At 68.1% G+C, this 15,772-nt stretch carries 15 protein-coding genes; 5 read left to right on the forward strand and 10 right to left on the reverse strand.

The annotated features are described in order from the left end of the window. Position 1: 1 nt before the first annotated feature. From SM191_RS05030 to SM191_RS05040, 3 genes are read right to left on the reverse strand one after another with little or no spacing between them, the layout of a single operon-like run. Positions 2 to 652, reverse strand: coding sequence for a heme exporter protein CcmB (locus SM191_RS05030; RefSeq protein WP_341505240.1), 651 nt, complete (start codon positions 650 to 652; stop codon positions 2 to 4). Then, positions 649 to 1,239: a heme ABC exporter ATP-binding protein CcmA gene (gene ccmA / locus SM191_RS05035; RefSeq protein ID WP_341505241.1), complete on the reverse strand. Its 591-nt coding sequence runs from the start codon at positions 1,237 to 1,239 to the stop codon at positions 649 to 651. The genes SM191_RS05030 and ccmA overlap by 4 nt, the downstream gene beginning before the upstream one ends. Then, complete coding sequence (locus SM191_RS05040) at positions 1,236 to 1,643, reverse strand: metallopeptidase family protein (protein ID WP_341505242.1); 408 nt, start codon at positions 1,641 to 1,643, stop codon at positions 1,236 to 1,238. The genes ccmA and SM191_RS05040 overlap by 4 nt, the downstream gene beginning before the upstream one ends. Here SM191_RS05040 and SM191_RS05045 point away from each other — a divergent pair. Beyond that, on the forward strand, positions 1,613 to 1,990 hold the full coding sequence (locus SM191_RS05045) for a 4a-hydroxytetrahydrobiopterin dehydratase (protein ID WP_341505243.1): 378 nt from the start codon (positions 1,613 to 1,615) through the stop codon (positions 1,988 to 1,990). The genes SM191_RS05040 and SM191_RS05045 overlap by 31 nt on opposite strands. Positions 1,991 to 2,176: 186 nt before the next feature. Here the strand turns inward: SM191_RS05045 and SM191_RS05050 are convergent, their stop codons facing one another. Then, positions 2,177 to 3,178: a fumarylacetoacetate hydrolase family protein gene (locus SM191_RS05050; protein ID WP_341505244.1), complete on the reverse strand. Its 1,002-nt coding sequence runs from the start codon at positions 3,176 to 3,178 to the stop codon at positions 2,177 to 2,179. A 277-nt stretch (positions 3,179 to 3,455) separates the two neighbouring features. On the opposite strand from SM191_RS05050, the gene SM191_RS05055 reads away from it, so the two are divergent. After that, a complete protein-coding gene (locus tag SM191_RS05055) occupies positions 3,456 to 4,832 on the forward strand; it encodes a DEAD/DEAH box helicase (RefSeq protein ID WP_341505245.1) in 1,377 nt (458 codons plus the stop codon). A gap of 265 nt (positions 4,833 to 5,097) precedes the next feature. Continuing rightward, positions 5,098 to 5,364: a hypothetical protein gene (locus tag SM191_RS05060; protein WP_341505246.1), complete on the forward strand. Its 267-nt coding sequence runs from the start codon at positions 5,098 to 5,100 to the stop codon at positions 5,362 to 5,364. A gap of 45 nt (positions 5,365 to 5,409) precedes the next feature. On the opposite strand, the gene SM191_RS05065 is transcribed toward SM191_RS05060, so the two are convergent. Further along, positions 5,410 to 7,380 carry a potassium transporter Kup gene (locus SM191_RS05065; protein WP_445949811.1) on the reverse strand — a complete coding sequence of 657 codons (1,971 nt, stop codon included), beginning with the start codon at positions 7,378 to 7,380 and terminating at the stop codon, positions 5,410 to 5,412. Positions 7,381 to 7,505: 125 nt separating this feature from the next. Between SM191_RS05065 and pdeM the strand changes: the two genes are divergently transcribed. Beyond that, positions 7,506 to 8,168, forward strand: coding sequence for a ligase-associated DNA damage response endonuclease PdeM (pdeM, locus tag SM191_RS05070; protein ID WP_341505247.1), 663 nt, complete (start codon positions 7,506 to 7,508; stop codon positions 8,166 to 8,168). Between the two features lie 240 nt (positions 8,169 to 8,408). Here pdeM and msrA read toward each other — a convergent pair whose 3' ends face one another. The 3 genes from msrA to pabB all read right to left on the reverse strand — a co-directional run bounded on the left by msrA (position 8,409) and on the right by pabB (position 12,644). After that, on the reverse strand, positions 8,409 to 9,080 hold the full coding sequence (msrA, locus tag SM191_RS05075; protein WP_341505248.1) for a peptide-methionine (S)-S-oxide reductase MsrA: 672 nt from the start codon (positions 9,078 to 9,080) through the stop codon (positions 8,409 to 8,411). Between the two features lie 546 nt (positions 9,081 to 9,626). Then, positions 9,627 to 10,826, reverse strand: a complete 1,200-nt coding sequence (locus SM191_RS05080; RefSeq protein WP_341505249.1) for a pyridoxal phosphate-dependent aminotransferase — start codon at positions 10,824 to 10,826, stop codon at positions 9,627 to 9,629. A gap of 54 nt (positions 10,827 to 10,880) precedes the next feature. Continuing rightward, positions 10,881 to 12,644 (reverse strand): aminodeoxychorismate synthase component I, encoded by a 1,764-nt coding sequence (gene pabB / locus SM191_RS05085; protein ID WP_341505250.1) that lies wholly within the window; start codon positions 12,642 to 12,644, stop codon positions 10,881 to 10,883. Between the two features lie 68 nt (positions 12,645 to 12,712). Between pabB and SM191_RS05090 the strand changes: the two genes are divergently transcribed. Continuing rightward, positions 12,713 to 13,390 carry an MBL fold metallo-hydrolase gene (locus tag SM191_RS05090; RefSeq protein WP_341505251.1) on the forward strand — a complete coding sequence of 226 codons (678 nt, stop codon included), beginning with the start codon at positions 12,713 to 12,715 and terminating at the stop codon, positions 13,388 to 13,390. Between the two features lie 155 nt (positions 13,391 to 13,545). Here SM191_RS05090 and SM191_RS05095 read toward each other — a convergent pair whose 3' ends face one another. Further along, entirely contained in the window at positions 13,546 to 15,174 is a 1,629-nt protein-coding gene (locus SM191_RS05095; RefSeq protein WP_341505252.1) for a M28 family metallopeptidase, read from the reverse strand. Next, on the reverse strand, positions 15,171 to 15,608 hold the full coding sequence (locus SM191_RS05100) for an MAPEG family protein (protein ID WP_306996962.1): 438 nt from the start codon (positions 15,606 to 15,608) through the stop codon (positions 15,171 to 15,173). Before SM191_RS05100 ends, SM191_RS05095 begins: the two co-directional genes overlap by 4 nt. Positions 15,609 to 15,772: the final 164 nt, after the last annotated feature.

The following is a 15,772-nucleotide window of genomic DNA, read 5'->3' on the forward strand; positions in this document are numbered from 1 at the left end:
CTCAGTCCCGCACCGAACGAATCGCCGCCGCCGCGATCCAGGGCGCGCCCGCGACCAGCAACAGCGATACGGACGCCAGCAGCTTGAGCGCGCCCATGTCCCCGCTCCCCGCCCCGAAGATCAGCAGCGGCAGGGCCAGCGGCAACAGCAGCAAGCCCGCCAGCCCCCCGGCTCCCCGCAGTCCAGCGGTCAGCGCGCCGGTCGCCACCGCCAGCGCGGCTAGCCCCGGTGTGCCGAGCAGCAACCCCGCCTCGACCCGCCTGACCGCCGCGCCGTCCAACCCGAACAGCCCGCCCGCGACCAAGGCCGCCAGCATCAGCGGCGGCGCAAAGGCGATCCAGTGCGCGACGATCCGCAGGGCCATGACCAGCGGCAGCGACAGGCCGTGCACCCGAATCTGGTCGAACCAGCCCGACTCGACATCGGGCGCGACCAGCCGATCGACGGGCAACAGCGCAGCAAGCAAGGCCGCGACCCAGATCGCCCCCGCCCCAACCCGCGCCAGCACCGCCCGGTCCGGCCCGATGGCAAAGGGGAACAGCACCACCGCCAGCAGGAAAAAACCGCAGACCAGCCCTGCCCCGCCCCCGGCATAGCCGCGCCGTACATCGCGCGCGATCAGGGTCGCGATCAAGGTCGGGGCGACGCTCATGCCGGAACCAGCTCGCCCAGCGCGAGCCACTGCGCCTGGCCCACCTCCAGCGGCTGATGCGTGGTCAGCAGCACCGCTCCGCCATCGGCACGATGCGCGGCGACCATGCGCTCCAGCATCGCAATACCGTCGAGATCCAGCCCGGCGGCGGGCTCGTCCAACAACCAGAGCGGAGCACGCGACGCCACCACCCGCGCCAGTGCGGCGCGGCGACGCTGACCGGTCGACAAGAGGCGCACCGGCACCTCGGCCAGGGGAGCAAGGCCCACCGCCTCCAGCGCCGCCGCCACTCGCCCCCGCGCATCGGGCAGGGGATCGAGCCGCGCCCAGAAGAGCAGCGCCTCGCCCAGACGCCGCTCGGTGTCGAGGGCGATATCCTCGGTCATCAGCGCGATACGCGCGGTCCGCTCCACCCGCCCCTCGAACGGCGCGATCAGGCCGGCGGCCAGGCGAAGCAGGCTGGACTTGCCGATACCGTTGGGACCGGTGACGATCGCCGCCTCGCCCGCCACGAGGCCCAGCGACAACCGGGCGAAGAGCAGCCGCCCGCCCCGCGCGCAGGCGACATCGGACAGGCACAGGATCACGCGACCGCGTGTTCCAGCGCGTGCATGTCCTCATCCGACAGGCCGAAATGATGGCCGATCTCATGAATCGTCACATGCACGACCAAATCGTCCAGCCGCACCCCCGTCTCGATCCATTCGTCCAGGATCGCGCGGCGATAAAGGTGGATGCGGTCGGGCAAGCTCCCCGAATCCATCGAACTTTTCTCACCCAGCGGACGGCCATGATAGAGGCCGGTCAGATCGAGCGGATGTTCGATACCCAGCGCCGCCAGCGTCTCGTCATCGGCATGGTCCTCGACGATCAGCACCACATCACCCAGATGGGCGCGGAACTCCTCTGGCAGGCGCGCGATCGCGGCGCGGGCGATCGCCTCGATCACATCGGCTCCCGGTGCCGCGCCGATCCCGTCTTGCCCGCTCATGCGCGCCGTCTTACCCCTGGGGCAGGCGAAAGAACAAGAGAAGCAAGGGGACGCGCATGGTGGAGCGGCTGAGCGAACTGGACCGGGACGAAGCGCTGGACGGCCTGCCTGAATGGGATTGGGACGAGGCGCGCGACGCGATCAGCCGCCGCTTCGTCTTCACCGATTTCAACGAGGCGTTCGGCTTCATGACCCGCGTGGCGCTGCTCGCGGAAAAGGCGGACCATCATCCCGAATGGTCCAATGTCTGGAACCGGGTGGACATCGTGCTGACCACGCATGATGCGGGCGGCCTGTCGGCGCGCGACATCGACATGGCCGAAGCGATCGACGCGCTGGTGGATTGACCACCCCAATCCTCCCCATCCCCGATGGGGAGGGGGACCGCCGGGCGTCAGCCCGGTGGTGGTGGGGCGATGCCGGACGGCCGCCCCGTCACCGAACTTCGGGAAGCAGGCGAGCCGCCGGACCCCGCCCCTCCACCATCGCTTCGCGACGGTCCCCCTCCCCAAGCAAGCTTGGGGAGGAATGGGTCACTCGACCGTCTGCTCGATCGCGCCGAAGATGGGATGGTGGCGGTCGTCCTCCATCCATATGCGCACCGTGTCGCCCTTTTTCAGGAACGGCGTCTTCGCCTCGCCGCCGCGGATCGTCTCGATCATCCGCACTTCCGCGATGCAGCTATAGCCGACGCCGCCCTCGGCGACCGGCTTGCCGGGGCCGCCGTCCGAATCGCGGTTCGACACGGTGCCCGAACCGATGATCGTCCCCGCCCCCAGCGCGCGGGTCTTCGCCGCATGGGCGATCAGCGTCCCGAAGTCGAAGGTCATGTCCACGCCCGCCTCGGCCCGGCCGAAGGGCTGCCCGTTCAGGTCGACCTTCAGCACCCGGTGCAGCTTGCCGTCCCGCCACCAGTCGCCCAGCGACTCGGGCGTGACGAAGACGGGTGAGAAGGCCGAAGCCGGCTTGGACTGGAAGAAGCCGAACCCCTTGGCCAGTTCACCGGGAATCAGCCCCCGCAGCGACACGTCGTTGGTCAGTCCGACCAGCCGGATCGCCGCCAGCGCTTCCTCGCGGCCCGCGCCCATCGGCACATCGCCGGTAACGACGACGACCTCGCCCTCCAGGTCGCAGCCCCAGCTTTCATCGGCCAGCGGGATCGGATCGCGCGGCCCCAGGAACCCGTCCGACCCGCCCTGATAGATCAACGGATCGTGCCAGAAACTCTCGGGCAGTTCCGCCCCGCGCGCCTGGCGGACCAGCGCGACGTGATTCACATAGGCCGACCCATCCGCCCACTGATAGGCGCGCGGCAGCGGCGAGGCGGCGTCATGCTCGTGGAAACGCGCACGCGGGATCGCGCCGTGATCCAGATCGGTCGCCAGATTGGCGAGTGCGGGCGCGATCACATCCCAATCGTCGAGCGCGGCTTGCAGCGTCGGTGCGATATGCCCCGCATCCGTATACCAGGCGAGGTCGCTCGACACGACGACCAGCTTGCCGTCGCGACCTTCCTTGAGACTGGCGAGTTTCATGCAGGACTCCTCTTGCCTATTTGGTATCAGATGTAACCATCCGTCCGCGATTGTCACGCCATCGCGCCCCGATCCTGCCCGAAACTTGACTTTTCGCAAAGGTGGGCGCACATGGCCATCCGTCGAGGCGTCCACTCGCAGCGTGAACGGACCATCTGGTCCCGGCTCCGCCCCGACCCTGTCTTCAGGCTTCCCTTGTCACGCGGGGTGTCATCAACCCCGGCGCCGCATCTCGCGGCCCTTCCGTGACTCGCGCGCCATGATCGAAAGCAATTCCATGCCATTTTCCGAACTCGGCCTTGCCGAGCCGCTCGTCCGCGCGCTCGAAGCGAAAGGCTATTCCGAACCCACCCCGATCCAGCGCGATTCGATCCCGACACTGCTGGAAGGCCGCGACCTGCTGGGCATCGCGCAGACCGGCACCGGCAAGACCGCGGCCTTCGTCCTCCCCTCGATCCAGCGTCTGGTCGAGGCGAACAAGCGCGTCCTGCCGACCCATTGCCGGATGCTCGTCCTCGCCCCCACGCGCGAACTGGCCAGCCAGATCGCCGAGAATGCGAAAGGCTATGCCAAATTCTCCAAGCTGGCGGTCGCGACCGTCTTCGGCGGGACCAGCCTGAACAAGAACCGGCAGGACCTGTCGCGCGGCGTCGACATCCTCGTCGCGACGCCGGGCCGCCTGATCGATCTGGTCGAGCAGGGCTTCCTGAACCTGTCGATGATCGAAATCCTGGTGCTGGACGAGGCCGACCAGATGCTCGACCTGGGCTTCATCCATGCGCTGCGCCGCATCGTGAAGATGATCCCGCGCAAGCGTCAGACCCTGTTCTTCTCGGCCACCATGCCCGCCGCGATCCGCGATCTGGCCGACAAGTTCCTCGACAACCCTGCGACGGTGTCGGTCACGCCGGTCTCGACCACGGCCGAGCGTGTCGAGCAGTCGGTGACCTTCGTAACGCAGGCCGAGAAGCAGGCGCTGCTGACCATCCTGCTCGCCGATCCCGCGATCGAGCTGGCGCTGGTCTTCACCCGCACCAAGCATGGCGCGGACCGCGTCGTGAAGCTGCTGGCGGGCAATGGCATCGCCGCCAACGCGATCCACGGCAACAAGAGCCAGGGCCAGCGCGAGCGGGCGCTGGGCGAGTTCCGCTCGGGCCAGACCCGCGTGCTGGTGGCGACCGACATCGCCGCGCGCGGCATCGACATTCCGGGCGTCAGCCATGTCTTCAACTTCGAATTGCCCAATGTCGCCGAGCAATATGTCCACCGCATCGGCCGCACGGCGCGCGCGGGCCGCTCGGGTCTGGCCATCGCCTTCTGCGCCGAGGATGAGCGGCCCTATCTGAAGGACATCGAGAAGCTGACGCGGCAGAAGATCAATGTCGTGCCGCTTCCCGCCGACTTCGTGAAGCGTGCCGAGGCGATCAAGTCGCAGCGGGTGAAGGCCATCGGCGCCGACCCCGCGCCGCGCGTCGACCGTCCGCGCGATCCGGCGCGTCCGCGTGCGACCCATCATCCGCGCGCGACCGACGCGCGGGGCCCGCAGGGTCGCCAGCCGCGCCGTCGTAGCGGCGGTGGTGGAGCTGGCGGCGGTCGTGGTCGCGGCGGCCAGGGTCGCCCCGGCGGCGGTGCCGGTCGCGGCGCGCAGGGCTGAATCCTTCTTAGCTCTTCTTAAGCCCCTCCCGCAGGCGGGAGGGGTTTGGGGAGGGCAAGGACTCTCACAGAGACCATCGCCTGTGGCGTACCCTCCCCCATCCCAGTTTCAGGTAAACGATGCCCCGCATCGTTTAGGTCGTGCCGGGGGCATGACCGACCTGAAACTCGCCTGCGGGAGGGGCGTGCTTGCGGCCATCGATTGCATCCCAACGCGATCCTGACGCGTTGAACGCGTAACGACACGCGCATCAGGAGAGGTTGCCATGGATATTGCCCACACCCCCGCCGCCGAACGCATCGCGCGCGTGCTGTGCGGCCAGCGCTTGAGCGCCAATGCCGGGGGCGATTCGGAGTCCGCCGCCAAGCTGGTCGATGCCCATTGGCGCGACCATATGTCCGACGCGCTGGCGGTGCTGCGGACGCTGCGCGAACCCGATCAGGCGATGGCGGACGCGGGCGATCCCGCGATCTGGGAAAAGATGGTGCTGGTCGCGGTCGAGGCCGCCAAGCCGCCCAAGGTCACGCTGTAGCCCCTATCCCTCCCCCGAGCCAAACTTGGGGAGGGAAGGAATAACTCACACCGTCACCTGCTCCCCCAATTCCAGCACCTTGCCCGGCGGAATCCGCAGGAAGTCGGTCGGGTCGCTGGCGTTGCGCTGCAGGAACATGAACAGCCGGTCCTGCCAGGGCGGCATGCCCTTTTCCGCCTCGGGTTTCAGCGTGTTGCGGCCGATGAAATAGCTCGTCTTCATCGGGTCCAGCCCCGACATGCGTGTCTCCACGCCCAGATCGCGGGGCAGGTCGCGCGGGATGTCCGGCGTCTCCATGAAGCCATAGGTCAGCGTCACGGTCGCGAAATTGTCGTCCAGCCGCTCGACATGCGCGCGCTTCTCCGCCGACACGACGGGCCGGTCGGCGGTGCGGATCGTCACGACCAGATTCTGTTCGTGCAGGATCTTGTTGTGCTTCAGATTGTGGAGCAGCGCGCCGGGGGCGGACGCCGGATTGGCGGTCAGGAACACCGCCGTTCCGGGCACCCGCTCCGGGGGACGCTTGGCCAGCGCGGCGGCGAGGTCGGCGAGCGGAATCGCCTGGCGCTTTTCGAAGGCCGCGACGATCCCGCGCCCACGCACCCAGGTGTGGATGATCGTCCCCACCCCCGCGCCAACCAGCAACGGCACCCAGCCGCCCTCGATCACCCGCAGGATGTTCGCCCCGAAAAAGACGAGGTCGAGCGCCAGAAAGGGCAGGATCGCCGCCAGCGCCAGTGCCCGCGACCAGCCCCAGCGATGCCGAACGACCAGATAGGCGAGGCAGGTCGTCACCACCATCGTCCCCGTCACCGCGATGCCATAGGCGGCGGCCATCGCCGAAGAGGTCTTGAACTGGATGACCAGCACCAGCACCCCGAACAGCAGCAGCCAGTTGATCGCGGGCAGATAGATCTGCCCTTGGAAATCGGCCGAGGTCTGGCGGACGCGCAGGCGCGGCAACAGTCCCAGTTGAATCGCCTGCTGGGTCAGCGAGAAGGCGCCGGTGATCACCGCCTGCGCCGCGATGACGGTGGCGAGCCCCGCCAGCACGATCAGCGCGGGGCGGAGCGACTCGGGCGCCATTAGGAAGAACCAGTCCTGATTGGTGAAGGGCTGTCCGTTCGCGGTCGCCCGCTCCAGCGCCGACAGCGCGAACGCTCCCTGCCCCAGATAGTTGAGCGCCAGCGCCGGCAGGACCAGCGAGAACCAGCCGATCCGGATCGGCAGCCGCCCGAAATGCCCCATATCGGCGGTCAGCGCCTCCGCGCCCGTCACCGTCAGGAACACCGCACCCAGCACGAAGAGCCCGACCACCCCATGGCTCGCCAGGAAGCTGACGCCGTAACCCGGCCAGATCACCCGCGCGATCGAGGGTTCGTCGGCGATATGCCACAGGCCCAGCCCGCCGATGACGAGGAACCACAGGATGCAGATCGGCCCGAACAGCTTCGACACCGACGCCGTGCCGCGCGACTGGATGAAGAACAGCGCGACCAGGATGACGATGGTGCACATCCGGATCACGTCTTCGTTGAAGATCGTGGCGGCGGCGGGGATGGTGTGCAGCCCCTCCATCGCCGACAGGACCGACAGCGCGGGCGTGATGATCGCATCGCCATAGAAGAGCGACGCCCCCGCCGCGCCCAGCACCAGCGCCAGCCGCGAGCGGATGCCGACCGAGCGCCGGGCCAGTGCGGCCAGCGCCAGCACCCCGCCCTCGCCCTGATTGTCGGCGCGCATCAGGAAGACGACATATTTGATCGTGACGACCAGGATCAGCGACCAGAGCGCCAGACTGAGCACGCCCAGTACCTCGCTGGGGTCGATGCCATCGCCCGCCGATTGGGACAGCGCCTCGCGAAAGGCGTAGAGCGGGCTGGTGCCGATATCGCCGAACACCACGCCGATCGCCCCGATGGTCAGTGCTGCCAGCGCGGGGTGACGGTGCGCGGTTTCCGCCGCGCCGGTCGCCGCGGTCTGGTCGTCCATAATGTCGGTTGCCGTCCCCGTCATGTCCGCCGGAACCCCCTGAGCCAAAAGGACGGCGCGCTTTACGCTTCTCCGTCCGGGAAGCAAGGGCTTTCCCATGCCCTGTGCAAACGCTTGATATTGCCGAGCGTCAAGCGCATGGACGGCGAATGGTTCCCTTTTCGTTCGGCGGGCAGGCGTTTCAGGCGCTGGCCGATGGCGCGCTGTTCTGGCCCGCGCGGGCCGCGCTGCTGGTCGCGGACCTGCACCTGGAGAAGGCGAGCTGGTATGCGGGCGGCGGACAGATGCTGCCCCCTTACGATTCGCTCGCAACCTTGAGCGAGTTGACCGAAATCGTGGCGCGGACGGGCGCGCGGCAGGTCTGGTGCCTGGGCGACAGCTTTCACGATGCGGAGGGATGCGACCGCCTGCTGCCGGAGGCGCGGGCGATGTTGCTGGCGCTGACCGGCTCGACCGAATGGACCTGGATCACCGGCAATCACGACCCCGTGCTGCGCGACCGATGCGGCGGCGCGGTGGTGGACGAAGCGCTGGTCGATGGGCTGGTCCTGCGGCACGAGGCCGATCCGGCGGAGCCGCGGCCCGAACTGTCGGGGCATTTCCACCCCAAGCTTCGCCTCCGGGTGCGCGGCAAGCTGGTCGAGCGGCGTTGCTTCGTGGGGACGACGAACAAGCTGATCCTGCCCGCCTTCGGGGCGCTGACCGGCGGGCTGGACGTGGATCATCCCGCGCTGATCCAGGCGGTCGGGCGGTCGGCGGAGGCTCTGGTCCCGGTGCGCGACCGCATGCTGCGCTTCCCGGTCGCCGCCTGAGAGGAGGTCCCCATTTCCCTGGCTTCCATCCCTCTCCCCTGTCCAGGGGAGAGGGTTAGCGAAGCTTGCCAGCTTGCTGGTTAGCGTAGCTTGGGTGAGGGGTTGAGCGAGCCAGGGGCTCGCGCTCGCTACCGCGAGCATTCACCCCTCACCCAGCTCCGACTAGGCCTTTGCTTCGCAAAGACCAAGTCTGCGCAACCCTCTCCCCTCGCAGAGGGGCGAGGGAAGAAGTGCTACGCCCTATCCCGCCCGCGCCAGATCCGGGAAACCGGCGCGGAAGCCCGCCACCTTGGGCTGGTCCCAGCGCATGATGTAGGGATGCATCGGGTTGCGGTCGTAGAAATTCTGATGATCCGCCTCGGCGGGGAAGAAGCCGCCCTGCTCGATCCGGGTGGTGATCGGTTTGCCAAAGGCATGGGCCCTGGTCAGCTGCGCGATATAGGCGCGGGCGACCCGTGCCTGTTCGGGCGACTGGGCGAAGATGGCGGAGCGATAGCTCGGTCCGCGATCCGGGCCCTGGCCGCCGACCTGGGTCGGATCATGCGCGATCGCGAAATAGACGCGGAGCAGCGTGGCGTAGGAAACCTGCGCGGGGTCGTAGGTGATCCGAATCGCCTCGGCATGGCCGGTCCGCTCGGTCGAGACGGCGCCGTAATTGGCATCCTCGCGACGACCCCCGGCATAGCCCGCCGTTACGGCGCGGACGCCCTTCACCCGCTCGAACACCGCTTCCATGCCCCAGAAGCAACCGCCCGCCAGCACCGCCGTCTGGCTGCGACCGGCGGCAGGGATGTCCAGTGCGGCCCTGGGCAACGGCACGGCGCGTTCCGCCCGGGCGGGGAGCGAGGACAGGGCGACCGCTCCGAATGCGGTCGCGACCAGAGCGATGCAGAGGGTATAGCGCATCGCCATGATATGGGGTGGGATTTCAGGTTCGGCTAGAGGCGGGCGTTGAAGCGCGGGCTTCGACTTCGCTCAGCCTGAACGGCTGTTTTAGAGGAGTATTCCAAACCTCCGTTCCGCCTGAGCGAAGTCGAAGGCCACGGGAATCACCCCGCCGGGGCCCCTTAGCGAACCGCCTCGACCGGAGCGGACGCATAGCGGCTGGGCGCGTCGGCCGGGTGAAGCATCACGAGACCCAGGGCGCCAAGCGCAAATCCGCCGGCGAACTGCCATACGAAGCTGGACTTGAGGAGGGCACGCATTCGTCTTCACCTGTCTAAACGGTTCGCCTCCGAAATGGGCGGCGATCTTCCGGGTGCCATCTGGTCGATCGGCACCGTTCCGACAATGGCGTTTATAGAAACACAGCATTAACGGCACGTGACCGTGTCGTTCACGCCACAGTTAAGCCATATTGCCGCAGCGCACCCAGCGATAGGAAAAAGCCAGCCAGTCGAGCCATTTGGCCGGACCGACTGGCTTTCGCAGCGCAGCGATGCGAAATTATTGCGCCGCTTATTTCAACGCGGCGCAGGCCGTCTGGATGCGGGTGCACGCTTCCCGAAGCAGCGCATCCGAGGTCGCATAGCTGATGCGCATCGCGGGCGAGAGGCCGAACGCCGCACCCTGCACCGCCGCCACCTTGGCATCGTCGAGCAGATAGCCGACGAACGCCTCGTCGCCATCGATCAACCGGCCCAAGGGCGTGGACTTGCCGATCAGCGGGGCGAAGGACGGATAGACGTAGAAGGCCCCCTCCGGCGTCGGGCAGGTCATGCCCTCGATTGCGTTCAGCATCGACACCACCATGTCGCGCCGCGCCTGGAACGCCTGGTTCCGCTCGGCGAGGAAGCCCTGGTCGCCGGTCAGCGCCGCGGTCGCCGCCGCCTGCGCGATCGAACAGGGGTTGGAGGTCGACTGAGACTGCAACTTGGCGATCGCCTTGATCAACCAGGGCGCGCCGCCCGCATAGCCGATCCGCCAGCCGGTCATGGCATATGCCTTCGAGCAGCCATTCACGGTCAGCGTGCGCTCGTACAGTTCGGGGCAGACCTGCGCGATGGTGGCGAAGCGGAAGCCGTCATAGACGATATGCTCGTACATATCGTCGGCGAAGACCCAGACATGCGGGTGGCGAAGGATCACCTCGCCCAGCGCCTTCAACTCGTCGGCGGTATAGCCCGCGCCGGTCGGATTGGACGGCGAGTTGAGGATCACCCACTTGGTCCGGGGCGTGATCGCGGCGTCGAGCGCCTCGGGGGTCAGCTTATACCCCTGTTCCGGTCCGGCCTTGACGATCACCGGCACGCCGCCCGCGAACTGGACAACGTCCGGATAGCTGACCCAGTAAGGCGCGGGGATCACCACCTCGTCGCCCGCATCGATCGTCGCGACCATCGCGTTGAACAGGGTGTGCTTGCCGCCGACATTCACGCTGATCTGATCGGCCTTGTAGGTCAGGCCGTTGTCGCGCGCGAACTTCTCGACGATCGCAGCCTTCAGCTCGGGCGTGCCGTCGACATTGGTGTATTTGGTCTTGCCGTCGCGGATCGCCCGGATCGCCGCCTCCTTGACGAAATCGGGCGTGTCGAAGTCGGGCTCACCCGCGCCCAGTCCGATCACATCGACACCGGCGCGCTTCAGTTCCAACACGCGGCTGGTGATGGCGAGCGTGGGGGACGGGCTGATACGGCCGAGCGCGGCGGAGGGCTGCATGAAACGGAACCTTTGCGACAGGGATTTGCGGGGGCGCTTTAGACGCCTCCACCCTCAATCCGCAACCATCCGTGCACGAAACAATCCGCGAAGTGCATTGCCAAGCAAGAATCCGTCCCGAAGGTCGGCGCGCGTCAGCCGCCCCTCGACCGCGCGGCCCGTCTGGATCAAATGCGCGCGCAGCACGCCGGGCAGCAGCCCTTGCGCCAGCGGCGGGGTGACCAGCACATCGCCGCGCGTGACGAACAGCGAGGTGTAGCTGCCCTCGGTCAGGCCGCCATCGGGGGCCTCGAACACCACCTCGGCCGTGCCCGCCGCGATCCGCGCCGCGTCGTAAAAGCCGCGCGCGCTGGTCTTGTGCCGCAAGCGCAGATCGTCGGGAGAGACGGGCAGCGGCACGATCCGCACCGGCACCACCCCATCGAAGGGTGCGGGCCGGGGGCCGACCTCCACCACCACCGCGCCACCGCGCGCCAGCAACAGCCGGATCCGCCGTGCCTCGCGCAGGCGGAAGGTCGCCGCCTGAAGTTCGTTGCGCGCGCCATGCCGGTCGAAGGCGAAACCCAGCGCGGCCGCGCTCGCCTTCATCCGGGCGAGATGCGCCTCCAGATGCTGGATACCCTCGACCGGATCGAAGGCCATGGTTTCGATCAGGTCGAAATCGGGCCGCCCCCCGACCAGGAACGCCGCCTTGGCGAGACACTCGTCCCACTCGTCCGCCGCCACCGAATCGGCGACCACCCCGGACCCGATGCCCAGCGTCACCCGTGAGCCGCCCGTCGGCCAGGTCAGGGTGCGGATGGCGACGTTGAACATCGCGTCCCCATCGGCATCCAGCCGCCCGATCGCCCCGGTATAGAGCCCGCGTGCCGAATCCTCGATCCCGGCAATCGCCTGCATCGCGCGGATCTTGGGCGCGCCGGTGATCGATCCGCAGGGAAACAGCGCTGCCAGCACGTCCAAGGCATCGCGCCCCTCGGCCAGGTCGGCCGTGACGGTCGAAACCATCTGGTGCACCGTCGGATAGGGTTCGACCGCGAAGAGTTCGGGCACCGCGACGCTGCCCGCCCGGGCGACGCGCGACAGGTCGTTGCGCATCAGATCGACGATCATCAGATTTTCGGCGCGCTGCTTCGGGTCGTCGCGCAGGGCCGCCGCCGCGCGCGCATCGGCGGCGGGATCGGCCTCGCGCCGCGCGGTGCCCTTCATCGGCCGGGCGGTCAGGCGACCGTCCTCCAGCGCGAAGAACAGCTCGGGCGACAGCGACAGGATCGTCGCCTCCCCCGTCGCCACCACCGCCCCCCAGCCCGCGCGCGACCGGGCGCGAAGCCCCGCATAGAGCGCCAGCGGGTCGCCGATCACCGACGCGGTCGCCCGAAAGGTCTGATTGACCTGATAGAGATCGCCCGCGCGGATCAGCGCCTGGACGGCGGCGAACTGCTCGGCATGGCGGCTGGGGCTGGTCTCGGGCACCAGTTCGCCGATCCAGGCCCCCGCCGGATCGGGCAGCAGCCCCTCGGGCTCGACGATCGCGAACCCCTCGAACAGGCCGAACCACAGAAGCGGGCCGTCGATCGACCGAGCGGGCACACCGGATTCGAACGCCGCCCCCGCCTCATAGGTCAGATAGCCCACCGCATCGAGCCCGCGCGCGCCGGCTCCGCGCAGCCGCTCCAGCGCCGCCGGAACCTCTTCGGGCCGATGCGCGGTGACGATCTCCACCGGGTACGTATAGAGCCGCGCCGCCGCTCCCCCGTCACGGGCGTCGTCGAGCAGGACAAAAGGGGGAATAGGACGCGACATGGGCCGACGATCCATGCACGGCCCTTCCCCGCACATGCAAGTATCGATTGGCCGCGACTGTCCCAGTCTCTATCCCGGACGCCATGACCGATGCTTCCCAGACCACGCCCCCGCTACGCGCCGCGATCGTCCCCGTCACCCCGCTTCAGCAGAATTGCTCGATCGTCTGGTGCACCGCGACGATGAAGGCGGCGGTGGTCGATCCCGGCGGCGACCTGCCCCGTATCCACGACGCCATCGCAAAGACCGGGGTGACGGTCGAGAAGATCCTGCTGACCCATGGCCATATCGACCATGCGGGCGGAGCCAGGGCGCTGTCCGAGTCGCTGGGCGTCCCCGTCGAGGGGCCGCAGGAGGAGGATCGCTTCTGGCTCGCGCGGCTGGACGAGGATGGGCAGGCCTATGGCATCCCCGCCCAGGTGCTGGAGCCGACCCGCTGGCTGTCCGAGGGCGACACGGTGACGATCGGCGACCTGACCCTGGATGTGTACGAGACGCCGGGGCATACGCGCGGGCATGTCATCTTCCACCACGCGCCATCGAAATTCGCGCTGGTCGGCGACGTGCTGTTCCAGGGATCGATCGGGCGGTCGGACATGGCCGGCGGGGATCATGACACGCTGATCCGCTCGATCGTCGAGAAGCTCTGGCCGCTGGGGAACGATACCGCGTTCATTCCGGGGCACGGTCAGCCCAGCACCTTTGGGCATGAGCGGCAGAGCAATGCCTTCGTGGCGGACCGGGTGTTGGGTTTGGGGTGACGTGTGGGGCGCGGGCTTCGACTGCGCTCAGCCTGAACGGCTGGTGGGATAGGGGTTCCCCAAACCCCGTTCAGCCTGAGCCCTTCGGCTGGCTGGCAAGCCAGCCGCTCAGGATAAACCTCGGCGCAAAGCGCCGAGGTCGAAGGCCAAGGGAATCAGCGCCGTTCCGCGGCACTCTCCCCTCGAATCGCCTTGAACTCCGACCCCTCACGCCATTCAGGCCAATCCCGCCCATCGGCCAGATCGCGCCCGATCCGGTAGAACAAACCGACATCCGCCGCCGCCCCGCGCAAGTCCCATTTCGCGTCCCAGGCATCGCAGGTCTGGTGATAGCAGCGCATATAGCCGTCGAGCCATTGCTGCCCCGCCGGACGCCCCCCTTCGACCAGATCGGGCGCGCCGCTGATCGCCATCAGCAGCAAGGTCGGCACGCCGCGCCGCGCGACCGAGAAATGGTCCGCGCGGTAGAACAGTCCGCGTTCGGGCAGCGCCTCGGGCGTCACCACCCGCCCTTGCGCGGCGGCGGCGGCCTTCAGCCGGTCCTCCAGGTCGTTCTGGCCATCACCGACCAGCATCACGTCCTTCGACGGCCCCGCCGTCTGGAGGATGTCGAGCGTCAGGTTGGCGACCGTCTTGGCCAGCGGATAGACCGGCTTTACCGCATAGGTCTCCGACCCCAGCAGCCCGCGCTCCTCGCCGGTCCACAGCGCGAAGACCAGGCTGCGATCTGTCGGCAGGGCCGCCTTGAACGCGCGCGCCAGTTCCAGCACGCCCGCCACGCCCAGTCCGTCGTCGTTCGCACCGGGACGGATCACCCGCCCCTGCGCATCCGCCGCGCCCTTGCCATAGGCGTCCCAATGCGCGCCGAACATGACGACTTCATCGGGGTGGGTCTTGCCGGGCAGCCTGGCCAGCACGTTACGACTCTCCGCACGCACCGTCGTCACGGGCAGGTCGGCGGAGAAGGACTGATCCTTCAGTTCCACCGGGCGAAAATCGGCCCGCCGGGCGGCCTTGCGCTGCTGCGCCAGGTCCAGCCCGGCGGCGGCGAACAGCTTCGTCGCCGAATCGCCGGACAACCAGCCCTGCAACAGCACCCGCGACGTCGGATCGCTGCGCACGATATCGTAATTCTCGCCCGCCGGGGCGGTGACCGTCGCCCAGCCATAGCCCGCGCCCGGCGTGTCATGGACGATCAGCGCCCCCAGCGCGCCCCGCCGCGCGGCTTCCTCATATTTATAGGTCCAGCGGCCATAATAGGTCATGCGGCGGTCGCCGAACTTGCCCTTGGCATCGTCGCCCGCGACCGCCTCGAAATCGGGATCGTTGACCAGGAAGACCGCGACCTTGCCCTTCAGGTCGACGCCCTTGAAATCGTCCCAGCCGCGCTCGGGCGCGTGAACGCCGTAGCCGACAAAGACCATCGGTGCGTTCTGAATGGCGACGCGATCGACGGGACGCACGGTCGAGACATAGATACCCTGGCCCTGCGCCAGCGGCATGGCCCCCGCGCGCATCGTCCCCTCGCCGATCTGGGTACGGATCAACGGCACGGCCTGGGTCCACTGCCCATCCGGGCCGCCTGGTTGCAGCCCCATTGCCTTGAACTGCGCGACCAGCCAGTCGACGGTCTTCGCCTCGCCGGGCGTGCCGGGCGCGCGTCCCTCGAAGCTGTCGGAGGCGAGCGTCTTCACATCGTTCGACAGGCGCGTGGGCGAGATGGGATCGGGGGCGGCGGCGGTCAGCGCGATGGCGGCCATGCCGATGAGGGGAAAACGAATCATCGCTGGTCGATCCTTATGACGGTGGTGGCGCTGACGGGCGCGACATGGCTGGTATAGACGATCCCGATCGCCCAGCCCGCCAACAGCGCCAGGACCGCCCAGGTTCCCATCGCGCCCCCGGCGCGCCCGATATTGGGCGCGGGCCGCATCATGCCCCAGCCATGGCCGATCCGCGCGATGATGAATGCGCCGCCCAGCACCCACAGCCAGAAGGACGATCCCCCCGCCAGCTCGATCAGCGCCATCAGGATCAGCACGAAGGGCGCATATTCGACGAAATTGGCCTGCGCGCGCATACCACTGGCCAGTCGCGAATCGCCGCCATCGCCCAGCAGGACCTTGCCCCGCACCCGCCCGACGACGATTCGCAGGGCGAGCCACAGATTGACCAAGGCGGCCGCCGCCGCGATGCTGAGCGTGACGGGCAAGACCATAAGCGCCGCATTCTCCGTATATTGAACCCGAACACCGCCTGCCATTCCGTGGCAAAGCTTGCAACATCGGCAAAACTCGCTATAGGCGCGGGGCTTCGCGATGCGTCCGGCTGGGTGCTCACGCGGCCGGGTCCTTCGATCCGGGCGCGCAATGGGTGCTGACC

It is taken from the genome of Sphingomonas sp. 2378 (genome assembly GCF_038084995.1).
Taxonomy (GTDB): domain Bacteria; phylum Pseudomonadota; class Alphaproteobacteria; order Sphingomonadales; family Sphingomonadaceae; genus Sphingomonas.

Coding starts and splice junctions, on each gene's coding strand:
- SM191_RS05080 (WP_341505249.1), bottom strand. CDS start 10,826: ATGCAGCCCTCCGCCGCGCTCGGCCGTATCAGCCCGTCCCCCACGCTC.
- pabB (WP_341505250.1), bottom strand. CDS start 12,644: ATGGATCGTCGGCCCATGTCGCGTCCTATTCCCCCTTTTGTCCTGCTC.
- SM191_RS05095 (WP_341505252.1), bottom strand. CDS start 15,174: ATGATTCGTTTTCCCCTCATCGGCATGGCCGCCATCGCGCTGACCGCC.
- SM191_RS05040 (WP_341505242.1), bottom strand. CDS start 1,643: ATGAGCGGGCAAGACGGGATCGGCGCGGCACCGGGAGCCGATGTGATC.
- pdeM (WP_341505247.1), top strand. CDS start 7,506: ATGGTTCCCTTTTCGTTCGGCGGGCAGGCGTTTCAGGCGCTGGCCGAT.
- SM191_RS05030 (WP_341505240.1), bottom strand. CDS start 652: ATGAGCGTCGCCCCGACCTTGATCGCGACCCTGATCGCGCGCGATGTA.
- SM191_RS05100 (WP_306996962.1), bottom strand. CDS start 15,608: ATGGTCTTGCCCGTCACGCTCAGCATCGCGGCGGCGGCCGCCTTGGTC.
- SM191_RS05060 (WP_341505246.1), top strand. CDS start 5,098: ATGGATATTGCCCACACCCCCGCCGCCGAACGCATCGCGCGCGTGCTG.
- SM191_RS05050 (WP_341505244.1), bottom strand. CDS start 3,178: ATGAAACTCGCCAGTCTCAAGGAAGGTCGCGACGGCAAGCTGGTCGTC.
- SM191_RS05090 (WP_341505251.1), top strand. CDS start 12,713: ATGACCGATGCTTCCCAGACCACGCCCCCGCTACGCGCCGCGATCGTC.
- SM191_RS05065 (WP_445949811.1), bottom strand. CDS start 7,380: ATGACGGGGACGGCAACCGACATTATGGACGACCAGACCGCGGCGACC.
- SM191_RS05055 (WP_341505245.1), top strand. CDS start 3,456: ATGCCATTTTCCGAACTCGGCCTTGCCGAGCCGCTCGTCCGCGCGCTC.
- msrA (WP_341505248.1), bottom strand. CDS start 9,080: ATGGCGATGCGCTATACCCTCTGCATCGCTCTGGTCGCGACCGCATTC.